Source organism: Pseudopedobacter beijingensis (genome assembly GCF_042678145.1).
GTDB lineage: Bacteria > Bacteroidota > Bacteroidia > Sphingobacteriales > Sphingobacteriaceae > Pseudopedobacter > Pseudopedobacter beijingensis.
The window spans coordinates 15,164-37,505 of sequence record NZ_JBHUDG010000005.1; the positions used below are offsets into that span (position 1 = coordinate 15,164).

Genomic DNA, 22,342 nt, shown 5'->3' on the forward strand with positions numbered 1-22,342 from the left:
GTTAAAAGTAACTTACTATACCAAAATGAATTTTGCCTTTCTGCAAATCTAATGGAATATTTTGTTGTTTTCCTAGCGCATAGTTAAAAGAAAGCAAACCTACTTTTGTAGAAAATGTTGCGCCTACTCCAAAACTAAAAGGCAATATAGTCTTACTTTCATTGAGAGTTAATTGCTTTAAAAAAGCTTGTTCATAGAAAACATTTACATAAGAAGCGCTTTCAATATAATGCCTGTACTCTACTGTTTGTACAGAAAAAGATGAAACTTTAAATTGCTGTTCATCAAACCCTCTCAATGTTTTAGACCCTCCAATCCGGAAAATTTCATTTTCATACAAATCTTTTCCGGTCAGTAACGCAGATAGATTGTGCAGATACAATACACTTATTTTAGAAACCTTAAGGTAATAGTTCAGATCTGTTTTCACTTTAAACTGGCTGGATTTCACCAATAAGCGTTCTGGCTGCGCTATAATTTCTTCTGTTGCTCTCCGGTTTCCCGCACCGAAATAAGCATATAATTTATATCCTTTTAAAGGCATTAACCCATTATCTACTTTATATAGCTCGCTCTCCACCCCATAAAAAAGGGTATTAATATCTGCCAACGGAGTATCTCCAAGGTTCTGCTCGGCTAATTTAGTTCCATTAAAATTCTCGACAAAAAAACTCACTGAACGTTGCGGACTATAATTGTACACAAAGGAAAATTTGGTATTCAGGTTTAGATAAGTAGTATCTTGTTTAAAAAATGCCAGATCGCCTTTTATGCCCAGTTGCGTACCAAAAAGATAAGGATATTTGGCCGACAAATCCAGTTCCTGAACTTGTTGGGGAAGTCCTCTGTAATTGAATGCCAGACTCTCGCCTGCTTTAAAAACATTTTGTAGTTTCAATTTAAAATCACCACTCATTTGGAGCTTTCCTGTAGTTTGGTTGGGTAAAAAACCTATTAATCCATCAAACTGATTGGCACCTTCTTTATCTATAAAAATATTGAGATGCGCTTTATCTCCTATAAAATCAATCTGTTTCTTTTTTACAACTTTCAGGTAAGGCAACTGACTAAGACGGTCATCAATTCTTTTCACCTTGTCTTCATTATATATATCGCCTTGTTTAATACTTATATGGGAAGAAAGAAATGAAGTATTTACACTTGCCGAACCAACTATTTTGATGGTGTCTATGTAAATTTTATCTCCAGGTTCTGCATAAAGCTTAACGGAGAGCGCATTCTGGTGAAGCTGAAAACTATCCAACCATATTTTGGCAAACGGATATCCGTTATTTTCGTACCAATGCACCAAATTTTCTTTCAGTTGTTGCAACTGAATAAGATCAAAATGAATGTTGTTATAGGCTTTCTCCCTGAACTTTGTATCATATAATGCAGCTGCTGCTACATTACCGTTAGTTATATCTAAAATTTTATAGGGCTGTCCAATTTCAAAATGTATTTTACAGAACCGTTTTTCCCATGTTTTTTGGTCAACAATAGCATAAAAATATCCTTTGGAAGTGAGCGCATCATACACTCTGTTAATTTCATCAATTACAGCTACCGAATCTTGAAAAGCCGTTGTATAGCTGATAAATTCTGATTTTGGCAAACCACTGATTTCTAATTTCCATAATGCAGATTGCGCATACTGAGTTTTACTCAGTAGCATCAATAGGGAAAAAACCAGCAACCTAAACATGCTGTAAAAATAGAGTTTACAATATTAATTTCAGAATTGTATGTAAGCTAACATTAAAAACGAGTAATTGATTAGATTTGCAGCATGGCTGGGGTTTATGTTCACATTCCGTTTTGCAAACAAGCTTGCTATTACTGCGATTTCCATTTTAGCACTTCTTTTAAATATAAAGACGAAATGCTCGACGCTCTGCTGAAAGAGATTGATCTTCAAAAAAACTTTTTGGAAAACGAGTGTATCGAAACCATTTACTTTGGTGGTGGCACCCCTTCGGTTTTATCTGCGGATGAGATTAACAGGATTATAGATCGGATTACATCTGTGAATAAACAAATTGCCTTGAAAGAGGTTACCCTGGAAACCAACCCTGATGATCTTTCCTCTGAAAAAATCAGAGCTTTGCGCTCTACACCGGTTAATCGGTTCAGCATAGGTATACAATCCTTTTTTGACAAAGATCTTAAATGGATGAACCGGGCTCATAACTCCAAAGAAGCTGAGTTTTGCATTAAAGGTTCACAGGATGCAGGTTTTGAAAATCTCACCATCGATCTTATTTATGGCTATCCTTTATTAAGTGAACAGAAATGGTTAAGCAATATAAACAAGAGTATTGGAATGGGCATCCCACACATTTCCTGTTACTCGATGACGGTTGAACCTAAAACCGCACTCGCCGCTTTTATCAGAAAGGGCGAACAACCCAAAATGGACGACGAACAAAGCGCACAGCACTTTTTAACGCTTACGTCTCAACTACAGAATGCAGGTTTCGAACATTATGAGATTTCTAATTTCGCAAAAGACGCTCAGTATTCCATGCATAATACTAATTACTGGAAAGGTGTAAAATATCTTGGAATAGGTCCGTCTGCACATTCCTTTGATGGCTGTACCCGTCAATGGAATATCGCCAACAATGCACATTACATTACGGCTTTATCAAAGGGAGAAATTCCGGCAGAAAAAGAAATCTTAACAAATAGAGAAAGGGTTAACGAGTATATTATGACTTCGTTACGTACTATGTGGGGCATTCAGATAAGCAAACTGGAAAAAGAATTTAGCCATGTTTATCCCGAAATAATAAAATACACCCAGCAATTTATTGACAAAGGCTGGGTCAACAAAACCGAAAAAAGCATTTGTTTAACAACCGAAGGAAAACTGTATGCAGATTACATTTCCTCGGAATTATTTATAGAAGATGAGTTTTAAAAACAAAGTTGTATGGATAACTGGGGCTTCGTCTGGAATTGGACGGGAGCTGGCCGTACAGTTAAAAAAAGCAGGGGCTAAATTGATATTATCCTCCAGAAAGAGAGAAAAACTGTATGAGCTGAAGCAATCTCTAAAAACGGATTTGATTAATACCCATATATTACCATTAGACTTAGAAGACAAAGCTAATCTTGCGAGTAAAGCTGCTGAGGCTATAAAAATATATGGCAAAATAGATTTTCTATTCAATTGCGGGGGAATTAGCCAAAGATCTCTTGGGTTAGATACTTTACCAGAAATAGAGGAGAAAATTTTTGACACCAATTACTGGGGAACGGTTCTTTTAAGCAAGTATGTAATCCCACAGATGATTGAGAATGGCGGTGGCTCAATAGTAGTTATCAGCTCCGTAGTGGGTAAATTTGGAACCATGTTTAGAACATCTTATTCTGCTTCAAAACATGCCCTACATGGATATTTCGAATCTTTAAGATATGAAGTAGAGGATAAAGGCATTCAGATTTCTATTGTATGTCCCGGCTTTATCAACACCGAAATCACCAAAAACTCTGTTATGGGTAACGGTACATTATATGATAAAATGGATCAAAATCAATTAAATGGCATCCCTGTACAAGAGTGTGTTCAAAAGATATTGACTGCTGTAAAAAAAGGTAAAAAAGAAATTATCATTGCCAGAAAAGAAAAATGGGCTGTTCTTCTAAAAAGATTATCTCCGTCTTACCTTCATAAGGTATTGAAAAAAAGAGCGGTAGTTTAGTTTAACCCCGCCCACATTTTATAAATATTTTGAGTATATTTAGCACACACAAAATTAAAAATTACTTGCTGAGCCCCTAATGAACACACCAATCCGCAATGCTTTCATAATTGACGACGATGATATTTATATTTTTGGAATAAAGAAACTCTTACAGATCAAGAGCTTGTGTGAACAGCTTACCATTTTCAATAGTGCTACAGAAGCCATCAGTAAATTGGAAGCCAGTATTAAACAGGGTGAAGACTTTCCCGAGATTATCTTATTAGATATTAACATGCCCTTAATGAGTGGATGGGAATTCATGGAAAAGTTTAAAGAATTTGCTCCCGAACACAGAAAGAACACCAAATTATACATGGTTAGCTCATCTATAGACCCTGATGATTTAGAAAAAGCTGGAAATATCCCTGAAGTAACTAAATATCTCATCAAACCTATTAATCTGGATATACTTATTGAGATTTTCACACCTTAAAAATGACATCTACCCAACCTAAAGCCATTTCTATAACCATTGATATGCCTTAACTTTGTAGTCGATTAGATTTCATGATGTTATAAATTACGGAAATGGGAAAAACAGTATCGGTTATATTATTGGCTCTGCTTTTATTAACCTTTGACTACTACATATACAAAGCTATTTTAAACGGCTTTAAAAATTGGAGTACAAAAAGACGAAAAGCTTTTACCGCTATATGGTGGAGCTATAGCCTATTGTTGTTTTTAGGCATTACATTGAGCGTATTTTTCAATATTTATTCCTGGTTAAGAACTACCATTATGGTCGCTTTTTTCATTACCTTTTCCAGTAAGTTCTTTTTCTTGCCATTGTTATTAATAGACGATTTACGCAGATTTATCAAAAAGCTACGCAAAAAAGACCTTCAACCAGAAGAAGCTAAAGAAGAAAATACCATTCCCCGTTCCGAATTTCTGGTTAAAGCAGGTGTTGCATTAGCTGCTATTCCTTTTGGGACATTAACCTGGGGTATTGCTAAAGGCGCTTACGATTACAGAGTCAGAAAACAAGTTCTTATATTACCCAACCTTCCTTCTTCGTTTGACGGCATTAAAATAGCCCAGATCTCTGATGTTCACTCCGGTAGTTTTTACAACAAAAGAGCTGTTTTGGGAGGAGTAGAAATGCTTTTAAATGAAAAACCGGACATTGCTTTCTTTACAGGAGATCTGGTAAACAGCAAGGCATCAGAAATGCGAGACTATCAGGATATCTTTGCAAAAGTTAAAGCTCCCCTAGGCGTATTTTCTATTCTTGGAAATCATGATTATGGCACTTATGCCAAATGGAACAGCGAGGCAGACAGACTTAAAAATCTTGATGATTTAAAGGTAACTCACAAGAATATGGGCTGGCAGTTGTTAAATAACACCAACAAACGCATTAAAGTCAATAACGAAGAAATAGGAATTCTGGGTGTAGAAAACTGGGGCGGTGGTCGTTTTCCTAAATTCGGAAAAATGTCAGAAGCCGTACAAAACACGGAGGACTTACCTATAAAACTACTCTTATCTCATGACCCATCGCATTGGCGATTACAAATATTAAAAGAATACCCGGACATTGACGTTATGTTTTCCGGACATACCCATGGCGCACAGTTTGGTATTGAAAGCGAACATTTCAAATGGAGTCCTATCCAGTATGTTTACGATGAATGGGATGGACTTTACCAGGAAGGGCATCAACAGCTTTTTGTTAACGTTGGCTACGGATTTTTAGGTTATCCGGGGAGGGTTGGTATATTACCCGAAATAACGATATTTGAATTAAAGAAAGGCTAATAAACCCTTAATGTTTTAATGAAATATTATGTTCGTAAAATAATAGACTTCTTCATATTCAGCAATATATTCATCAGCCTGTGCGCCGTAGCACAAGGCCTGGTAACCTATCATCTCCTTAACTCATCACCCAATCCAATAATACTGGCATTCCTTTTCTCTTCTACGCTGGTCACCTATAACTTTAGTATACTCATACAAAGGAAGGCTATCAAAAAAAGGTCTCGCTTCAGGCGAATAAGATGGATTTACTGGCATCAAAGTTTTTGTCGGGCGATCACCCTGGTGGCATTTTTATCATTAACCCCCTTATTCTTTGCACTAAACATTCAATCGCAGGCTACTTTATGTATTATGGGTCTTTTATCCATAGGATATTCATTACCTATATTCACCTCAAAAAAGAGGAGATTTGGCATCAGGAATATACCCGGGTTAAAACTATTCCTGATTGCGCTGGTTTGGGCAGTAAGCTGTGTCACCGTCCCTATTCTGGAACTTAATGCAGGCAATCTTACACCAATCAGCCTGTCAGATACATTTATTTTAACCGTTAAACGATTTTTGTTTATTACAGCTATCACTGTTCCTTTTGACATCAGAGATTTGTATCAGGACAGAGCAAATGAGCTTAAAACAATCCCTACCCTATTGGGAGAAAGAAAAGCCTATTTATTCTGTCAGCTTTTGCTGTTGATATACGTTGTGTTATTGTTTATGTTTAACAAAGGCTTTGACTTGAATTTTTTCGGATTAACAGCAACCATAGCCTTAACCGGATGGTTAATATTTAGATCTAACTTTAAAAAAAACGAGTATTACTATTTCTTTTTCATGGACGGAACCATGATCCTGCAATACTTTATCCTTTATATATTTTCTTTCATCATATAAAAAGGGAAGATTCCAGATGTATATAAATACCTAAAGAAAGCTTCCCTTTTTATATAATAAACTCTAATAGCTACTCTTTCGTTTCTGGTGCTTTATCTATTAAATCCATAAACTGATTCAGTTCAGGAGTAATGATAACCTGTGTACGTCTATTTTTCATTTTTCCTGCTTCTGTAGCATTACTGGCTATAGGATTATATTCTCCCCGTCCGCCAGCAGTAAGTCTTTTAGGGTCTACACCATATTTACTTTGCAATGATTGTACTACAGAAGAAGCTCTGAGCGCACTTAAATCCCAATTATTACGGATGTTCGTTTGCGAGATAGGTACATTATCTGTATTTCCCTCTATTAGCACACCATAACCTTTATAATCATTAATGATTTTTGCTATTTTACCCAATATCTCATCTGCCCTGTCAGATATTTCATAGCTTCCTGACTTATAAAGCATGTTATCTGAGAGAGAAATATAAACTACACCTTTAAGTACCTGAACATCTACATCCCGCAGTTCTTCCCTGCTTAAAGAACGTGTTAAATTATTGGTCAGCACCAAATTTAAAGAGTCGCTTTTATTCTTTGTATTCACCAAATGCTGAATATATTTATTAGAAGCATTAATTTCATCTACTAGTTTCGAAATATTCATATTTCCCTGACTACTGGACGACAAACATTTATTTAATGCCCGTTGCAATGCCTCTGAATTAGCTTTTTCTGAAGCAATCTGTTCTTCCAAACTTTTCACCCTTGATGTTGAACCTGATAGTCCTTGCTGACTGGTTTGAAAATCCTGATTAAGCGCCCTGCTTCTCGACTCCAAATCGTTATACTTAGACTGCAATTCGTTATACTTTTTATTACTCACACAACTTTGTGTTAATAAAGCAGCTGCTATAATAGCATATAATGGAACGTAACGTTTCATATAATCTCATTTTTGGTTTTAGATTAATACAACGCTTTTTGATGAGAAATGTTTTAGATAATAGTGCTTTTTATAAGAGAGCTTTAAAGTCGCCTTAAGCTGTGAACCATAATAACTAAACACCAATAAAAAGCACTCCCAGACCAAGGCGTTTTTCACACTAAGCCTAGTTAGTTAAAAACCTCTTATTCAACTATACTTCAACACATCTCTAAAGCATCTTCAACCCTTCTCATACTCTTCTCTCACCTTGTTGATTTTAGACTTTTAGAGAAAAAGGAGGCTATTAGCATCACCATAGCAGAAAAAGAAGTCGTTTTCTGGGTAAATCAAACTAGTTTTAGCAGTTTTTTGAAGTTTTATCAGAAATCACTTTTCCTATTAAATAATACACTAAGTCTAAAAAAACAGAACATGTAAACAGTGAACATCAAAAATTGGTCATTAACAAAAAAAGCACCAACAAAGGTGCTTTAGTGGAGGCTACTGGATTCGAACCAGTGACACTCCCGCATGAAAGCGGGATGCTATGAACCAGCGGAGCTAATCAATGCTTCTAAACAAGAACGACTCTTCCAGGACTTTAATTCCCTCTCTCTTTTCATTGCCTCTGACTTTTCTTCATAAATTTCTGTATAAACCAATTGCCAATCTGAGGCTTTACCCGTAAATCCTTTATGGCTACTGTTATGACGACGCAAACGCCCTGCTACATCAGACGTAACTCCAATATAATAACGGGTAGCTGTAAGGGAATATAATACGTAAACAGTGAACATCAAAATTGACTATTAACAAAAAAAGCACCAACAAAGGTGCTTTAGTGGAGGCTACTGGATTCGAACCAGTGACCCTCCCGCATGAAAGCGGGATGCTATGAACCAGCGGAGCTAATCAATGCTTCTAAACGAGAACGACTCTTCCAGGACTTTAATTCCCTCTCTCTTTTCATTGCTTCTGACTTTTCTTCATAAATTTCTGTATAAACCAATTGCCAATCTGAGGATTTACCCGTAAATCCTTTATGGTTACTCTTGTGACGACGCAAACGCCCTGCTACATCAGACGTAACTCCAATATAATAACGATTAGCTGTAAGGGAATATAATACGTAAACAGTGAACATCAAAATTGGTCATTAACAAAAAAAGCACCAACAAAGGTGCTTTAGTGGAGGCTACTGGATTCGAACCAGTGACCCTCTGCTTGTAAGGCAGATGCTCTGAACCAGCTGAGCTAAGCCTCCTAATATCTTTTGTGTTTAGTAATTAAAAACTAAACTCATGCAAAACAAAGTTTAAATGGTGGAGGCTACTGGATTCGAACCAGTGACCCTCTGCTTGTAAGGCAGATGCTCTGAACCAGCTGAGCTAAGCCTCCATTTATTTTTTATTTATAAACATTAAAAAGTGTTAAGTTCAGTCTGAATCAGTGCCCACCTTCCGACTGAAAGACGGAATGCTCTGAACCAGCTAAGTACTATTATACTTTTAATTTTGTTTTGCTTTTAAAGAACTTACTCCCTTTTGGGGACTGCAAAAGTAAAACCTTATTCGATAAATCCAAAATTTTTTTTGAATTATCCTAAAACTTCTTCCAGTATCTCTTGCGACTTCATCACTCCAAAACTATCGACGTGTAGAGAAAAATAACCCAACACACTATTAAGCAAATATTTACGAGTTGCAGCATCTATTTTCCATTGACCAAAATCCCTTAAGGGCAATCTTAACATTTCTATAAAAGCAGATAGGTATTTTGGCTCAATAAAGAACACATGTGGTGGTTGATAACGTACAAAGGCTCCCTCTTTCAAATCGAAATAGCTACTTGTATCGGCATAACTTACATCTGGATAAAATCCCAAAAACCGGGAAAGCTTCATTAAAAAAACTAAATGAAAATTGGAGACACTTTCTTCTGTATTGTCCAGAAGCACTACTGAACTATAGATATACTCAAATAATAACGCATCATCTATCTGTTCTTTTACAGATTTATGAATGATTTCATTAAGAAAAATAGCGATAGAACTTTTGACAATATTGTATGGTAGATCCGACAAAATTGGAAAGCTTCTGGCGTCAGATATTTTCTGCAACCCCACATTGGGCTTATGGTAAACCACCATATCCAGCAAGTGAAGGGGCTGCAACATATTCATCTTTATTTTTGCCTTAGGTTTTTTTACACCTTGCACCAGATAAGATTGTACACCAAGTTTTTCTGTATAAATCTTAACAATAACACTGCTTTCCGAATAATCGGTAACACGCAATACAATTCCTCTGGTTTTATGCAACATAGTCCTAAACGGTTAGCCTTGCTATTTTATTTGCGTTCCGGTTTATCGCTTACCGTTCTGTAATACTCTTCTTCATTTTGCTTTAACAATACCAGTTTATTGTTTTCCATTTGCAAAACACTGGTTATCCAGTAATAACCTGCGTTCCACAATTGTTCTTTATAATACATTTCTTCGCAGAAAACTCCTTGATCATTTTCCTTAAAAGACACTTTATAAGGCTTCCCTAAGATAGCAATAACCTCTTCTTTAGTCATTCCCAGTTTTACGTTATCAGAAGATATTTTACTGACCTTTTGCATGGAACAGGATGTCAGAAAAAACATCAACATTAAACAAGCATAACACCTCATCATCATCAACTTTTAAAATTAATTACCTAAAAACCTCTATTTAATCGACAGGTGTTTTGTCACCATATCTCCTGAATAAGAATATAATGTAAAGCACAGTAGCGAATGCCAACATCATTAATCCCGCTCCCAGAATATATTTTCCCAAATAACTTTCGAAAACATAAAAAACTACCCCTACAAGAATAACCAATATGGCCAGCTTCAAAACTAAAAAAGTTTTCTTTAACATATCTACCTAAAATTCAAACTTAAACCCCTGTGCGCATTTGCTTCTTTTTATAAATTTTGACATAAACTCTTAATTTTCAAAACAAAAATGAAATTAAGCTTCAAATTTCCTAAATTTGCAACCTTAAATTTTGGAGATAATTAGCTGATGTATAAAGAATATAAACAACTCAATCTATCGCAGATTGGAAAAGAAGTTTTAGAGAGCTGGAAGAACAATAGCATTTTCGAAAAAAGTATTACTAATCGTCCTGATTCAAAACCATATACCTTTTTTGAAGGTCCACCGTCTGCAAATGGAATGCCGGGGATACACCATGTAATGGCCCGTTCTATTAAAGATATTTTTTGCCGATACAAAACACTTAAAGGTTTTCAGGTTAAAAGAAAAGGTGGTTGGGACACCCATGGACTTCCTATTGAACTTGCTGTAGAGAAATCTTTAGGCATCACTAAAGAAGATATTGGCATTAAAATCTCCGTTGAGGAATATAACGACGCCTGTAGAAAGGAGGTGATGCGATATACAGATGTGTGGAATGACCTTACCGAAAAAATGGGCTACTGGGTTGATCTTGAAAATCCATATATCACTTACAAAAACGATTATATAGAAACACTTTGGTGGATATTGAAACAACTTCACCAAGCAGGTTTTCTTTACAAAGGTTATACCGTGCAACCTTACTCTCCTGCCGCAGGAACCGGATTAAGTTCGCATGAACTTAACCAACCTGGGACTTACAGAGATGTAAAAGACACTTCCATTGTTGCAGAGTTTAGGTTAAAAAAAGATCAGGTGCATCCGTTAACTGCCCGTCTTTTCGAAACAGCCGAAGAAGACACCGCTATTATTGCATGGACAACCACCCCTTGGACATTACCGTCTAATTGTGCTTTGGCTGTTGGGGCTAATATTACTTATGTAAAAGTAAGAACATTCAATCAATACACACACTTACCTGTAAGCGTGGTTTTAGCCAAAGATTTAATCGCTAAACATTTCAAAGTAGAAGCACAAAACCTATCTTTTCAGGATTATAAAGGTGGCGATAAATTAATTCCATGGGAAATTGCCGATGAGTTTACCGGGCAGGAATTAATAGGTTTACGCTATTTCCAGTTACTCCCTTATGTAAGTAATGAAGAAATAGAGAAAAATGCATTTAGAGTAATCCCTGGCGATTTTGTAACTACGGATGATGGTACCGGTATAGTGCATATCGCATCTGTGTACGGTGCCGATGACTTTAGAGTAGCCAGAGAAAATGGTGTTCCGTCTATTATGATCAGAGATGATCGCGGAAATGAATTGCCTTTGGTTAACAAACAGGGTAAATTTGTAGACGAGGTTACAGATTTTGCGGGCAAATATGTTAAAGAGGAATATTATTCTGACGAGGAACGTAATGCCGAAGATTTCAGACCAACAGATGTGTTGATTGCCATCAAATTAAAAGAAGACAACAAAGCTTTTGATGTTAAAAAATACGAGCATAGTTACCCACATTGCTGGAGAACAGATAAACCGGTTCTTTATTATCCGTTAGATAGTTGGTTTATTAGAACTACAGCTATTAAAGATAAACTGGTTGCGCTTAACAAGACCATTAACTGGAAACCGGAATCGACCGGAACAGGCCGTTTTGGCAACTGGTTGGAGAATCTGGTAGACTGGAACCTTTCACGTTCCAGATATTGGGGAACACCGTTACCTATTTGGAGAACTGAAGACGGATCTGAAGAAATTTGCATTGGTTCTGTTGAAGAGCTTAACCAAAAAATAGACGAGGCCGCAAAAGTGGGATTTATGCAAGAAGGTTTCCGATTAAAAGACATGCACCGCCCTTATGTGGATGATGTTGTACTGGTATCTTCAAAAGGAGAGAAAATGTTCCGTGAACCGGATTTAATAGATGTCTGGTTTGATTCGGGCGCCATGCCTTATGCACAATGGCATTATCCTTTCGAAAACCAGGAAGAGTTTGCCAAAGCTTATCCTGCAGATTTTATTGCAGAAGGAGTAGACCAAACACGGGGTTGGTTTTTCACCCTACACACTATAGCAGCTTTATTGAGCGAAAGCTCTCCGGAAATAAAAGCAGTAAACTTAAGCATAGGCAATCAGGGAATAGCGTTTAAAAACGTTATCTCCAACGGGTTGGTACTGGATAAAAACGGCAACAAAATGTCTAAGCGATTGGGCAATGCTGTTGATCCTTTTTCAACCATAGAACAATACAGCGCAGATGCAACACGTTGGTACATGATTAGTAATGCATCGCCCTGGGACAATCTAAAATTCAATATTGAAGGTTTAGACGAAGTAAGAAGAAAGTTCTTTGGTACACTATATAACACCTACGCTTTCTTTGCATTATACGCCAACATCGATGGTTTTAAATACACCGAAGCGGAAATTGACATTAAAAACCGCCCGGAAATTGACCGTTGGATTATTTCTCTATTAAATACATTAACTAAAGATGTTGATGCTTTCTATGAAGATTTTGAACCAACCAAAGTTGCAAGGGCGATTCAGAATTTTGTAGATGAGCATTTAAGTAACTGGTTTGTGCGTTTAAGCAGAAGACGTTTTTGGAAAGGTGACTATTCGGAAGACAAAATTTCTGCATACCAGACGCTTTACACCTGTTTAACCACTATCACCAAGTTAATGTCGCCTATAGCTCCGTTCTTCTCGGACAGGTTATTTAATGATCTTAATAACGAAACCAAGAAAGAAAACGTAGTATCTGTACATTTAACAGATTTCCCTAAGTACGACGATGTTGCTTTGGTAGATAAGGAGCTGGAAGAAAGGATGCAACTTGCGCAGGACATCTCATCAATGGTGTTATCTCTACGTAAAAAAGTAGGTATCAATGTGCGTCAACCACTCAATAAAATCTTATTACCGGTATTAGACAGCAGTTTTCAGGATAAGGTAGAAAATGTAAAAGAGCTTATTTTATCTGAAACAAATATCAAGGAAATTGAGTATATTACAGATACGGCTGGCATTATTAAGAAAAAAACCAAACCAAACTTTAAGTCTTTAGGACCAAAAGTTGGAAAAAATATGAAAGCCGTTGGTAACTACCTGGTTAACCTCAACGACGAAGAAATAAATACATTAGAGACAAACAAACACATTGTTTTTGATGTTGATGGACAAACATTTGATATTTCGGTTGAAGATGTTGAAATTATAGCAGAAGATGTACCGGGATGGCAGGTAACCAATATAGGACGATTAACAGTCGCCTTAGATGTTACCATTACCGAAACGCTAAAAGAGGAAGGTATTGCTCGTGAAATCATTAACCGCATTCAAAATCTTAGAAAAGAAAAAGGTTTTGAGGTTACTGATAAAATACGGGTAACATTACAAAGTAGCCCTCTGATAGCTAATTCTGTAGATAAAAATAAATTATATATTTGTGCAGAGACCCTTTCCGAAGAATTAGAACTATCGGATATTAAAGAAGGTGACAGCATAGAAATAGAGAGCGAAAAATTATTTATCTTACTAAAGAAAAATTAGGACTATGGAAAATGTTGCGAAAAACCGTTATTCAGATGCAGAACTACAAGAGTTCAAAGAGCTAATTACGTCAAAACTGAACAGTGCAAAAGAAGAGCTTGCCCTATTGGCAAATTCATTAAGCAATCCTAATGCTAACGGTACCGATGATACAGCCGGTACATACAAAACATTAGAAGATGGTTCTGCAACATTAGAGAAAGAACAAATTAATCAATTGGCAGCAAGACAAAAGAAATTCATCGAAAATCTTGAAGCTGCTTTGGTTAGAATTGAAAATAAAACTTATGGCATTTGCAGGGAAACAGGTAAACTTATTCAGAAAGAACGTTTAAGAGCCGTACCTCATGCCACATTAAGTATGGAGGCTAAACTAAAACAGAACTAACATTATAATGAAGGGTTATACTAAACCTATTATACTCATCCTGCTCGTATTAATTGCCGATCAGTTGTTGAAAACGTGGATTAAAACGAACATGTACATTGGGCAGGAGTTTCACATTATCAAAAACTTTTTCATTATTCACTTTACAGAGAATAACGGAATGGCTTTTGGGATGGAATTTGGTGGCGAAGCAGGAAAGCTTGCCCTATCATTATTCAGGATAATTGCTGTTGCCGGTATTGGATATGGACTGCATCATCTGATTAAACATAAATACCACAGAGGACTTATACTTTCCGTAGCACTTATTTTTGCGGGTGCTTTGGGTAATATCATTGACTCTGTTTTTTATGGATTAATCTATGGCTACGAAAAGCTTTTTCATGGTCGTGTGGTAGATATGTTCTACTTTCCTATCATCAAAGGCAATTTCCCACAATGGTTTCCTGTATGGGGTGGCGAAGATTTCATTTTCTTCAGACCTGTTTTTAACATTGCTGATGCCGCTATCTCTATTGGGGTAATGATTATATTGTTTAACCAAAAGGTTTACTTTAAAGAGGAAATTAAAGAGGTTCCTTCACCAAACAGCGAAGTGGTAGAAGAATAAATTCTTTCTTTAACAACAAATAATATAAGAAAGGCCAGACTTAATTATCTGGCCTTTCTTATATTATATCATTTTCTTACATCCGTAACCACTTATTGTAGATGGCTTGTTCTTGTTTAGACATTGTACCTTTCTTTACAAGAAGTACCTTTTTACTATTATCGGCCAGCAACTTCATGTTGAAAGTTTTTATAACCCCATCCCTATTTACCAAAACATCTAAACTATCACCCACTTTATAGCCTTGTACCAATTTAGATAATTCATCTACCCGTATGCCATTTATAGCTATCAGTTCGTCATTTACATTTAAACCTCCTAGCCAGGCAGAGCCATCCCTCACCACCTTGGTTATTATATTACTTTTATTAACGGAAACACCCAAAGCAGGCTTATCATTACCCGGGTTAATCATTAGCTCTAAACCAGCTTTATCTAACAGCGTAGCATAGTCAATACTCTTTGTCCCGTATACATAATCTGTATAAAAATCATCCAGTTTACTGCCCAATACACTTTCTAATGTTTCTTTAAACTCATCACTCGTAAAACCTCTTTGTTCGGTCTTATAGAATTGGTTATAGGCCTTTAGCATAACATCATCCAGAGAGTGTTTTCCTTTACTTTTATCCAGAATTTTCAAATCCAGGATAAGGCCCAGTAAAGATCCCTTCGTATAATAGGATACCATAGAGTTAGAACTATTCTCATTTTGTCTATAATACTTAATCCATGCATCAAAACTCGACTCGGCAACAGACTGTATTTTATCTCCCGGTAAATTAATCTGAGTTTCTATATCATCTGCCAACAATTGCAGGTATTGATTTTCTGATATACATTTTGCCCGTTTGGTAACCAGATTATCGTAATAAGCCGTAAAGCCTTCAGCTATCCATAAATCAGTAGTATAATTCTCATTATCATAATCAAACGGACCTAAAGCAACAGGGCGTAACCTCTTTACATTCCAAACGTGAAAATATTCATGAGCAACCAGGCCCAGAAAAGCAGCATAGGTTTCTTCCTTATCATATTCCATGCGCTTAGCTCCTAAAACAGTAGAATTCAGGTGCTCTAATCCACCACCACCATTTTTATAATTATGCACAATAAAAACATATCTATCGTTAGGATTTTCTTTAAATATTGCAGTGGCTTCTTCTACTATTTTCGTCATATCTTTTGCCAGACGAACCTTATCGTAGTTTCCACCCCCTACCATAGCCACTTCATGCTTTACGCCGGCAGCGGTAAATTCAAAAACATCCTGATTACCAACTTCTATGGGCGAATCAAACAACCAATCAAAATCCTTAGCTACAAATTCGTTTGTTTTATCATTTACAGGTGTTAACCCCGTTGATATCTTAGACCAACTATGATGTGGAATTACCTTTACGGTAACCGGGTTATTAAACGATTCTTTCACATACATAAAGACACCAGTAGGAGAAACAAATGCATGATTTTTATCGACAAAACTTGTCCTGACAGATATTTCAAAAGCATATACCTGATAGTTCAGTGTTACAGATTTACTACCTTTAGTTTCAATTCTCCAGCCATTTTTTCTGATTTTGTTAACTGCAAGTTCTTCTCCTTGTATTCCCTTTGCAACCACACCTTCTACATTTTTAGAGAACTCTCTAACCAGATAAGACCCTGGAGCCCATACGGGCATAAATACGTCTAAATTTTCTTTAGAAATACCATCTATGTGCATTTCTACGTTAATATAATGTGTCTGTGGTTGTGAAAAAGACAAAGTAAATCTTATCTTAGGGCTGTTTTGAGCGAAACTATCTGACATCTTACAAACTAAAACTGTTATGATACTTAGAAATATTAATTTAAAACGCATAAAAATCCTGTTTAAATCCGGTCAAAATTAAACTTTATCTCTGAATAGCAGTCCAAGTTAATTATTATTGTAACTTGATTGATACCGGACTTTAATTTATCCCATGCAATCCACTAAACTTATTTTCTTTCCTACAACAACCTAACACAATGAAGATAAAGTATTTTGTTTACATTTTACTCGTATTAGTCTTTGGATATCTAATCTACAACAGAATATCGCAGGACGCCAAAAAAGAAAAAAACACCAAAGGTGATTCATCAAAAAGCAGCGGTTCATCCTCTGTAATCAGTGCTATTATAATACAACCAGAAAAGTTCTACAATAACATTACAGTCTCTGGCACTATTGAACCTAACGAACAGGTAAAATTAAGAAGTGAAATATCTGGGCTGGTTCGCGAGATTAATTTTGCCGAAGGCACAACTGTACAAAAAGGAGCTGTTTTAATTAAAATAGACGACAGGGAGTTAAAAGCACAGCTGGAACAAGCACTTACTAAAGAAAATCTGGCTTCGGAAGTTGAAGACCGGGCTAGTAAACTATTAAAATCAGAGGCCATAAGTCAGGAAGAATATGATAATTCCTTAGCTGAGTTAAAATCGTTAAAAGCGCAGACACAACTTATCAGAGCACAATTATCAAAAACAGAAATTCGGGCACCATTCTCTGGAAAAATAGGTTTGAGGAGTGTATCTGCCGGGGCATACATCACACCTACCTCAGATATTGCCAATCTGGTAAGCGTAAACCCTGTAAAACTTAACTTTTCTATACCCGAGAAATATGCAAGAAGAGTTAAAGCAGGAACGCATTTAAGTTTTTCTGTAGCTGGTAATAGCAGATTATTTACAGCTACCATTTACGCTATTGAACCCGCCATAGACATTAACACAAGAACCTTATTATTAAGAGCTAAAGCAGAAAATGAAAGTGGAGAGCTTTTACCGGGTACTTTTGCCAATATTCAGCTTCCGTTAGAAACCATTAACGATGCTATTTTAGTTCCTTCAGAAGCCATTGTGCCTGTACTAAAGGGTAAGCAAGTATATAAAGTAGAAAACGGAAGAACAAAAGCTGTTGATGTTTATACTGATATCAGAACTGACAAAGAGGTATTAATAACCTCTGGTCTTCATAAAGGAGATACGGTACTTATATCCGGTTTAATGTCCATGGCTCCAGATCAGGAAGTTAAAGTTAAAATAGTACAGAAAAATCAGTAAGGCTTTATGAGTATATCTACGACCAGTATTAAACGACCGGTTCTTGCCATAGTGATGAACCTGGTACTTATATTATTCGGTATTATTGGCTATACCTTTCTGGGGGTTAGAGAGTATCCTTCCATAGATCCTCCGGTAGTATCTGTAAGAACATCATATCCCGGGGCTAATGCCGACATTGTCGAGTCCCAGATTACAGAACCTCTCGAAAAATCCATAAATAGTATAGACGGTATTAAAAACATCTCTTCCTCCAGCAACCAGGGAAGCAGCGTAATTACCATTGAGTTTAACCTCAACAAAAACATGGAAGAGGCGGCAAATGATGTCAGAGACAAAGTTTCTCAGGCAGCTCGTTACTTACCTAAAGACATAGATGGTTTACCTATTGTATCTAAGGCCGATGCCAATTCTGATGCTATCATCTCGATGACAATTCAGAGCAGCAAAAGAAATATTTTGGAGGTTAGTGATTTTGCAGAAAACGTGGTTGCCCAACGTATACAAACTATTCCGGGTGTATCCAGTGTACAAATATGGGGGCAGAAAAAATATGCCATGCGATTATGGTTAAACCCCGAAAAACTGACATCGTATGCATTAACTCCACTTGATGTCAGAAATGCACTAGAAAAACAAAACGTAGAACTCCCTTCCGGTAAAATATCTGGTGACAATACGGAGCTTATTGTAAAAACAGCAGGTAATTTAGGTACCGAAGAACAATTTGAAGATCTTATCATTAAAAATGACGGCACCAATATCATCAGATTTAAAGATGTAGGTACTGCAGTGTTTGGTCCGGAAAATGAAGAAACCATCCTAAGATCATCCGGCAAACCCATGGTGGCCACGGCTATAGTACCACAACCTGGAGCTAATTATCTCGAAATTGCTAAAGAGTTTTATAAAAGGTACGACGACCTGAAACTAGAACTTCCTGAAGATTATACGCTTAGTATTGCTCTTGATAACACCCTTTTTATCAAACGATCTGTGACCGAAGTTGCAGAAACAATACTTATTGCGCTAGTCTTGGTTATTGCCATTATATTTATCTTTTTCAGGGATTGGAGCATTGCCTTTAGACCTTTAATAGATATTCCTGTATCGTTAATAGCTACATTCTTTATCATGTACCTGATGGGGTTTTCCATTAATGTACTTACTTTACTGGCCGTTGTTTTGGCAACAGGTCTGGTTGTTGATGATGGGATTGTAGTAACCGAGAATATTTATAAAAAGGTAGAAGATGGGATGTCCCCATTCGAGGCAGCCATAAGAGGTTCCAATGAAATTTTCTTCGCTATTATTTCTATCTCCATAACTCTTGCAGCAGTTTTCTTACCTGTGATTTTCCTGGAAGGCTTCGTAGGACGATTATTTAGAGAATTTGGAGTGGTTATTGGTGCCGCAGTACTTATATCTGCATTTGTATCATTAACCTTAACTCCTATGCTTAACGCTTATCTTATGAAAAGCGAGCATAAGAAAACCAATTTCTACAATAAGACCGAACCCTACTTTGTAAAAATGAACGAAGGATATGAAAAATATCTGAACAAGTTTATGAATAAAAGGTGGCTGGCATTTCCTATAATTATTTTGTGTTTTGCAATGATTGGCTTTCTATGGGGGATGTTACCGAAAGAAACAGCTCCTTTAGACGACCGAAGCAGCATTACGCTCACTATTACAGCTCCAGAAGGTTCTTCTTTTGAATACACAGACCACTTTATACAAAAGGTAAATAAAATCATTCAGGATTCGGTTCCCGAAATACTCAGCCATATTTCGATAACTGCACCCGGTTTTTCGGGTTCAGGAGCTACAAATACAGGTACCATCAGGTTGAGATTGGTTGACCCAGAGAACCGTCACCGTTCACAACAGGCAATAGCTCAGCAGTTAACAAAAATCACCAAAAAACTACCCGAAGCAAGAGCTTTTGTGATACAACAACCTACCATATCTGTAGGACGGGTAAGAGGATTACCTGTACAATACGTTATACAAGCTAATAATTTTGAAGAGCTTCGTGAAAAAGTTCCTGCTTTTATGGCCGAGATCTCAAAAGATCCAACTTTTGTAAATACCGATGTGAACCTTAAATTCAACAAACCCGAATTAAGTGTAACCATAGACAGAAACAAAGCTCAGGATTTAGGTGTATCTGTATTGGATATTGCCCAAACCTTACAACTTTCTTTAAGCGCCCAGCGATTTGCTTACTTTATCATGAACGGTAAACAATATCAGGTTATTGGTCAATTTGATCGCGACAAGCGTGATTCCCCAAGTTCTCTAACCTCTATTTTTGTAAGAAACAACAAAGGCGAATTAATACAGTTAGACAATCTGGTTAATATAGAGGAAAAAAGTAGTCCTCCGCAGCTTTTCCGTAACAACCGTTTTGCTTCAGCTACAGTTTCAGCAAGTTTGGCATCGGGTAAAACAATGGGCGATGGTATTGCCGCTATGGAAAGAGCAAAAGACAAAGTCCTGGATGAAAGATTCTCTACCGATCTTTCAGGAGAATCAAGAGATTTTGCAGAAAGTAACTCTAATACCATCTTCGCTTTTGGATTGGCATTATTGCTTGTATACCTTATTCTATCGGCACAGTTTGAAAGTTTCATGGATCCCGTAATTATTATATTAACGGTTCCTCTTGCAGTTGCAGGAGCTTTCTTTTCCCTTTGGTTTTTAGGTCAAAGCTGGAATATATTCAGTCAGATTGGAACCATTATGCTTATTGGACTAGTAACCAAGAATGGTATTTTAATTGTTGAGTTTGCCAATCAATTAAAAGAACAAGGAAAAACCGTTGCAGAAGCCATCAGAGAATCGGCAGTAGCCCGTTTAAGACCTATTCTCATGACCAGCTTAGCTATTGCATTAGGCGCACTACCTATTGCTATGGCATTAGGAGCTGCTTCAAAAAGTAGAATGAGCATGGGAACAGTTATTATTGGTGGAACAATGTTTTCGTTAATACTTACACTATTTGTAATCCCTGCTATTTATTCTTATTGGTCCAAAGAACATAAAGTTAGTAAGGCCGAACTGGCAGCCAAAGAAATTGAATTGGCGGAAAGGAACTCTTCGTTATGAACAGGATAATAGTCTTTATATGCTGTATATTATCAGCAATAAGTGTCAGCGCTCAGGAGATGCTTACCTTGGGGGAAGCCATACAAATTGGCTTAGCAAATAACTACGATATTAAACTGAGCGAAAATACAGCAGAAACAAGTAAAAACAACTTACGCTATGGTGTGTGGGGCATGATGCCTACAGTTACCGGAAACCTTACCGATGTCAATAACATTACCAGCTCTGATGTTGAACTTACCGCCGGCGGAAGCAGAACAGCTACCAATGCTAAAAACACTGCACTAAACTATGGAGCCGGTTTAAACTGGAAAATCTTTGATGGCTTACAAATGTTTACCAATTACGACAGATTGAAAGAGTTTGATAAGCTGGGAGAGCTAAATGTAAAATTGAGTGTACAAACCACTATTGCTGATATTATAGCCGCTTATTTCGATCTTGTTAGTCAAAAACAGCAATTACAGGCAACCCATACAGCACTGGAAGTTTCGCATATACGATTAAAAAATGCAGATAGCAGATATAAAATGGGCAAGGGATCAAAACTAGAGTTATTGGCTGCTAAAGTTGATTTAAGTGCAGACAGCTCTCAGTTATTGAAACAGGAATATATGTTCTCTAGCAGCAAAACTAAACTGAATGAACTGCTTGCCCGTAGCTTAGATATAACTTTTCAGGTTGCAGATACTATTATTATTGATCAGAATCTGGATTATCAGAATCTGAAAACTTTAACAGATTCTCAAAATCCATTTTTACAGACAGCAGTTATTAATCAGAAAATTGCCGAACTTAATTTAAAAGAAGTTAAAGGAGCCAGGTATCCAACCGTCGCCCTAACATCGGGTTATAACTTTGCTAAAACAACATCTCCTCCTACTGGTTTTTCTATCAAGTCTAATTCACATGGCTTCAACTACGGTTTAACAGCTTCCCTCAACATTTTTAATGGGCTACAGCAGAATAGGAACGAAAAAAATGCCCGATTGGAAGTAGAAAACTCAAAAATCAATCAGGAGAAGTTAATCCAGAATATTAATGCACAGCTTTTAAACGCATTTCAAAATTACCAAACCAGCTTAAAACTGGTTGCTGTTGAACAACGTAATATTGATGTAGCAAAAGAGAATCTGGATATTACACTAGAAAAATATCGTTTAGGAAGCATAGTACCGCTGGAATTGAGAGAAGCTCAACGAAACTATGTAAATGCAAATGCCAGGTATATGGACGCGCAATATCAGGCTAAGCTTGCAGAAGTTTCATTAAAAGAGATTGCCGGAAATATAGATCTGTAGATCCGGTAATTTCAATATTAATTCAACTTTTCTATATTTGTTTAAATAAACTCTATCTTAAA

The 22,342-nt window shown here is 36.6% G+C and carries 19 protein-coding genes and 4 tRNA genes; 11 read left to right on the top strand and 12 right to left on the bottom strand.

Annotated elements, in window-relative coordinates; translation table 11 throughout:
* Position 1: 1 nt before the first annotated feature.
* Complete coding sequence (locus ACFSAH_RS06385; protein ID WP_379661882.1) at positions 2–1,675, bottom strand: POTRA domain-containing protein; 1,674 nt, start codon at positions 1,673–1,675, stop codon at positions 2–4.
* Positions 1,676–1,789: 114 nt separating this feature from the next.
* Between ACFSAH_RS06385 and hemW the strand changes: the two genes are divergently transcribed.
* The 5 genes from hemW (at position 1,790) to ACFSAH_RS06410 (ending at position 6,410) form a co-directional block, all read left to right on the top strand.
* Positions 1,790–2,923: a radical SAM family heme chaperone HemW gene (hemW, locus tag ACFSAH_RS06390; RefSeq protein WP_379661883.1), complete on the top strand. Its 1,134-nt coding sequence runs from the start codon at positions 1,790–1,792 to the stop codon at positions 2,921–2,923.
* Complete coding sequence (locus tag ACFSAH_RS06395) at positions 2,913–3,707, top strand: SDR family oxidoreductase (RefSeq protein WP_379661884.1); 795 nt, start codon at positions 2,913–2,915, stop codon at positions 3,705–3,707. The genes hemW and ACFSAH_RS06395 overlap by 11 nt, the downstream gene beginning before the upstream one ends.
* Positions 3,708–3,786: 79 nt before the next feature.
* Positions 3,787–4,185, top strand: coding sequence for a response regulator (locus ACFSAH_RS06400; protein ID WP_379661885.1), 399 nt, complete (start codon positions 3,787–3,789; stop codon positions 4,183–4,185).
* A gap of 95 nt (positions 4,186–4,280) precedes the next feature.
* Entirely contained in the window at positions 4,281–5,516 is a 1,236-nt protein-coding gene (locus ACFSAH_RS06405) for a metallophosphoesterase (protein ID WP_379661886.1), read from the top strand.
* Between the two features lie 18 nt (positions 5,517–5,534).
* On the top strand, positions 5,535–6,410 hold the full coding sequence (locus ACFSAH_RS06410; RefSeq protein WP_379661887.1) for a UbiA family prenyltransferase: 876 nt from the start codon (positions 5,535–5,537) through the stop codon (positions 6,408–6,410).
* Positions 6,411–6,480: 70 nt separating this feature from the next.
* On the opposite strand, the gene ACFSAH_RS06415 is transcribed toward ACFSAH_RS06410, so the two are convergent.
* The 10 genes from ACFSAH_RS06415 to ACFSAH_RS06460 form a co-directional block, all read right to left on the bottom strand.
* Complete coding sequence (locus tag ACFSAH_RS06415; RefSeq protein ID WP_379661888.1) at positions 6,481–7,341, bottom strand: OmpA/MotB family protein; 861 nt, start codon at positions 7,339–7,341, stop codon at positions 6,481–6,483.
* A 477-nt stretch (positions 7,342–7,818) separates the two neighbouring features.
* Positions 7,819–7,888: transfer RNA gene (locus tag ACFSAH_RS06420), tRNA-Glu, on the bottom strand.
* A complete protein-coding gene (locus ACFSAH_RS06425; protein WP_379661889.1) occupies positions 7,869–8,120 on the bottom strand; it encodes a GIY-YIG nuclease family protein in 252 nt (83 codons plus the stop codon). Before ACFSAH_RS06425 ends, ACFSAH_RS06420 begins: the two co-directional genes overlap by 20 nt.
* Before the next feature lie 45 nt (positions 8,121–8,165).
* A tRNA-Glu gene (locus ACFSAH_RS06430) sits at positions 8,166–8,235 on the bottom strand.
* Positions 8,216–8,467, bottom strand: coding sequence for a GIY-YIG nuclease family protein (locus ACFSAH_RS06435; RefSeq protein ID WP_379661890.1), 252 nt, complete (start codon positions 8,465–8,467; stop codon positions 8,216–8,218). Before ACFSAH_RS06435 ends, ACFSAH_RS06430 begins: the two co-directional genes overlap by 20 nt.
* A 45-nt stretch (positions 8,468–8,512) precedes the next feature.
* Positions 8,513–8,587 (bottom strand) — tRNA-Val (locus ACFSAH_RS06440).
* Between the two features lie 56 nt (positions 8,588–8,643).
* A tRNA-Val gene (locus ACFSAH_RS06445) sits at positions 8,644–8,721 on the bottom strand.
* Between the two features lie 199 nt (positions 8,722–8,920).
* A complete protein-coding gene (recO, locus tag ACFSAH_RS06450) occupies positions 8,921–9,646 on the bottom strand; it encodes a DNA repair protein RecO (protein ID WP_379661891.1) in 726 nt (241 codons plus the stop codon).
* Positions 9,647–9,672: 26 nt separating this feature from the next.
* Entirely contained in the window at positions 9,673–9,948 is a 276-nt protein-coding gene (locus ACFSAH_RS06455; RefSeq protein WP_379661892.1) for a hypothetical protein, read from the bottom strand.
* A gap of 91 nt (positions 9,949–10,039) precedes the next feature.
* Positions 10,040–10,231 carry a hypothetical protein gene (locus ACFSAH_RS06460; RefSeq protein ID WP_379661893.1) on the bottom strand — a complete coding sequence of 64 codons (192 nt, stop codon included), beginning with the start codon at positions 10,229–10,231 and terminating at the stop codon, positions 10,040–10,042.
* 147 nt (positions 10,232–10,378) lie between these two features.
* Here ACFSAH_RS06460 and ileS point away from each other — a divergent pair, with 147 nt between their 5' ends.
* From ileS to ACFSAH_RS06475, 3 genes are read left to right on the top strand one after another with little or no spacing between them, the layout of a single operon-like run.
* Entirely contained in the window at positions 10,379–13,777 is a 3,399-nt protein-coding gene (ileS, locus tag ACFSAH_RS06465) for an isoleucine--tRNA ligase (RefSeq protein ID WP_379661894.1), read from the top strand.
* Positions 13,778–13,781: 4 nt separating this feature from the next.
* Positions 13,782–14,165 (top strand): TraR/DksA family transcriptional regulator, encoded by a 384-nt coding sequence (locus ACFSAH_RS06470; protein WP_379661895.1) that lies wholly within the window; start codon positions 13,782–13,784, stop codon positions 14,163–14,165.
* A 7-nt stretch (positions 14,166–14,172) separates the two neighbouring features.
* Positions 14,173–14,775, top strand: coding sequence for a lipoprotein signal peptidase (locus ACFSAH_RS06475; RefSeq protein WP_379661896.1), 603 nt, complete (start codon positions 14,173–14,175; stop codon positions 14,773–14,775).
* Between the two features lie 76 nt (positions 14,776–14,851).
* On the opposite strand, the gene ACFSAH_RS06480 is transcribed toward ACFSAH_RS06475, so the two are convergent.
* Positions 14,852–16,588: a M61 family metallopeptidase gene (locus ACFSAH_RS06480; protein WP_379661897.1), complete on the bottom strand. Its 1,737-nt coding sequence runs from the start codon at positions 16,586–16,588 to the stop codon at positions 14,852–14,854.
* A 200-nt stretch (positions 16,589–16,788) separates the two neighbouring features.
* On the opposite strand from ACFSAH_RS06480, the gene ACFSAH_RS06485 reads away from it, so the two are divergent.
* From ACFSAH_RS06485 to ACFSAH_RS06495, 3 genes are read left to right on the top strand one after another with little or no spacing between them, the layout of a single operon-like run.
* Positions 16,789–17,865, top strand: a complete 1,077-nt coding sequence (locus ACFSAH_RS06485; RefSeq protein WP_379661898.1) for an efflux RND transporter periplasmic adaptor subunit — start codon at positions 16,789–16,791, stop codon at positions 17,863–17,865.
* A gap of 6 nt (positions 17,866–17,871) precedes the next feature.
* Complete coding sequence (locus ACFSAH_RS06490; protein ID WP_379661899.1) at positions 17,872–20,979, top strand: efflux RND transporter permease subunit; 3,108 nt, start codon at positions 17,872–17,874, stop codon at positions 20,977–20,979.
* Entirely contained in the window at positions 20,976–22,280 is a 1,305-nt protein-coding gene (locus tag ACFSAH_RS06495) for a TolC family protein (RefSeq protein ID WP_379661900.1), read from the top strand. Before ACFSAH_RS06490 ends, ACFSAH_RS06495 begins: the two co-directional genes overlap by 4 nt.
* Positions 22,281–22,342 lie beyond the last annotated feature (62 nt).

Bases quoted from the DNA above. Each gene is read 5' to 3' on its own strand.
- ACFSAH_RS06485 (WP_379661898.1), top strand. From the start codon at position 16,789: ATGAAGATAAAGTATTTTGTTTACATTTTACTCGTATTAGTCTTTGGA.
- ACFSAH_RS06455 (WP_379661892.1), bottom strand. From the start codon at position 9,948: ATGCAAAAGGTCAGTAAAATATCTTCTGATAACGTAAAACTGGGAATG.
- ACFSAH_RS06495 (WP_379661900.1), top strand. From the start codon at position 20,976: ATGAACAGGATAATAGTCTTTATATGCTGTATATTATCAGCAATAAGT.
- ACFSAH_RS06435 (WP_379661890.1), bottom strand. From the start codon at position 8,467: ATGTTCACTGTTTACGTATTATATTCCCTTACAGCTAATCGTTATTAT.
- ACFSAH_RS06415 (WP_379661888.1), bottom strand. From the start codon at position 7,341: ATGAAACGTTACGTTCCATTATATGCTATTATAGCAGCTGCTTTATTA.
- ACFSAH_RS06385 (WP_379661882.1), bottom strand. From the start codon at position 1,675: ATGCTACTGAGTAAAACTCAGTATGCGCAATCTGCATTATGGAAATTA.
- ACFSAH_RS06425 (WP_379661889.1), bottom strand. From the start codon at position 8,120: ATGTTCACTGTTTACGTATTATATTCCCTTACAGCTACCCGTTATTAT.
- recO (WP_379661891.1), bottom strand. From the start codon at position 9,646: ATGTTGCATAAAACCAGAGGAATTGTATTGCGTGTTACCGATTATTCG.
- ACFSAH_RS06480 (WP_379661897.1), bottom strand. From the start codon at position 16,588: ATGTCAGATAGTTTCGCTCAAAACAGCCCTAAGATAAGATTTACTTTG.
- ileS (WP_379661894.1), top strand. From the start codon at position 10,379: ATGTATAAAGAATATAAACAACTCAATCTATCGCAGATTGGAAAAGAA.
- ACFSAH_RS06490 (WP_379661899.1), top strand. From the start codon at position 17,872: ATGAGTATATCTACGACCAGTATTAAACGACCGGTTCTTGCCATAGTG.
- ACFSAH_RS06395 (WP_379661884.1), top strand. From the start codon at position 2,913: ATGAGTTTTAAAAACAAAGTTGTATGGATAACTGGGGCTTCGTCTGGA.
- ACFSAH_RS06470 (WP_379661895.1), top strand. From the start codon at position 13,782: ATGGAAAATGTTGCGAAAAACCGTTATTCAGATGCAGAACTACAAGAG.
- ACFSAH_RS06400 (WP_379661885.1), top strand. From the start codon at position 3,787: ATGAACACACCAATCCGCAATGCTTTCATAATTGACGACGATGATATT.
- ACFSAH_RS06475 (WP_379661896.1), top strand. From the start codon at position 14,173: ATGAAGGGTTATACTAAACCTATTATACTCATCCTGCTCGTATTAATT.
- hemW (WP_379661883.1), top strand. From the start codon at position 1,790: ATGGCTGGGGTTTATGTTCACATTCCGTTTTGCAAACAAGCTTGCTAT.
- ACFSAH_RS06410 (WP_379661887.1), top strand. From the start codon at position 5,535: ATGAAATATTATGTTCGTAAAATAATAGACTTCTTCATATTCAGCAAT.
- ACFSAH_RS06460 (WP_379661893.1), bottom strand. From the start codon at position 10,231: ATGTTAAAGAAAACTTTTTTAGTTTTGAAGCTGGCCATATTGGTTATT.
- ACFSAH_RS06405 (WP_379661886.1), top strand. From the start codon at position 4,281: ATGGGAAAAACAGTATCGGTTATATTATTGGCTCTGCTTTTATTAACC.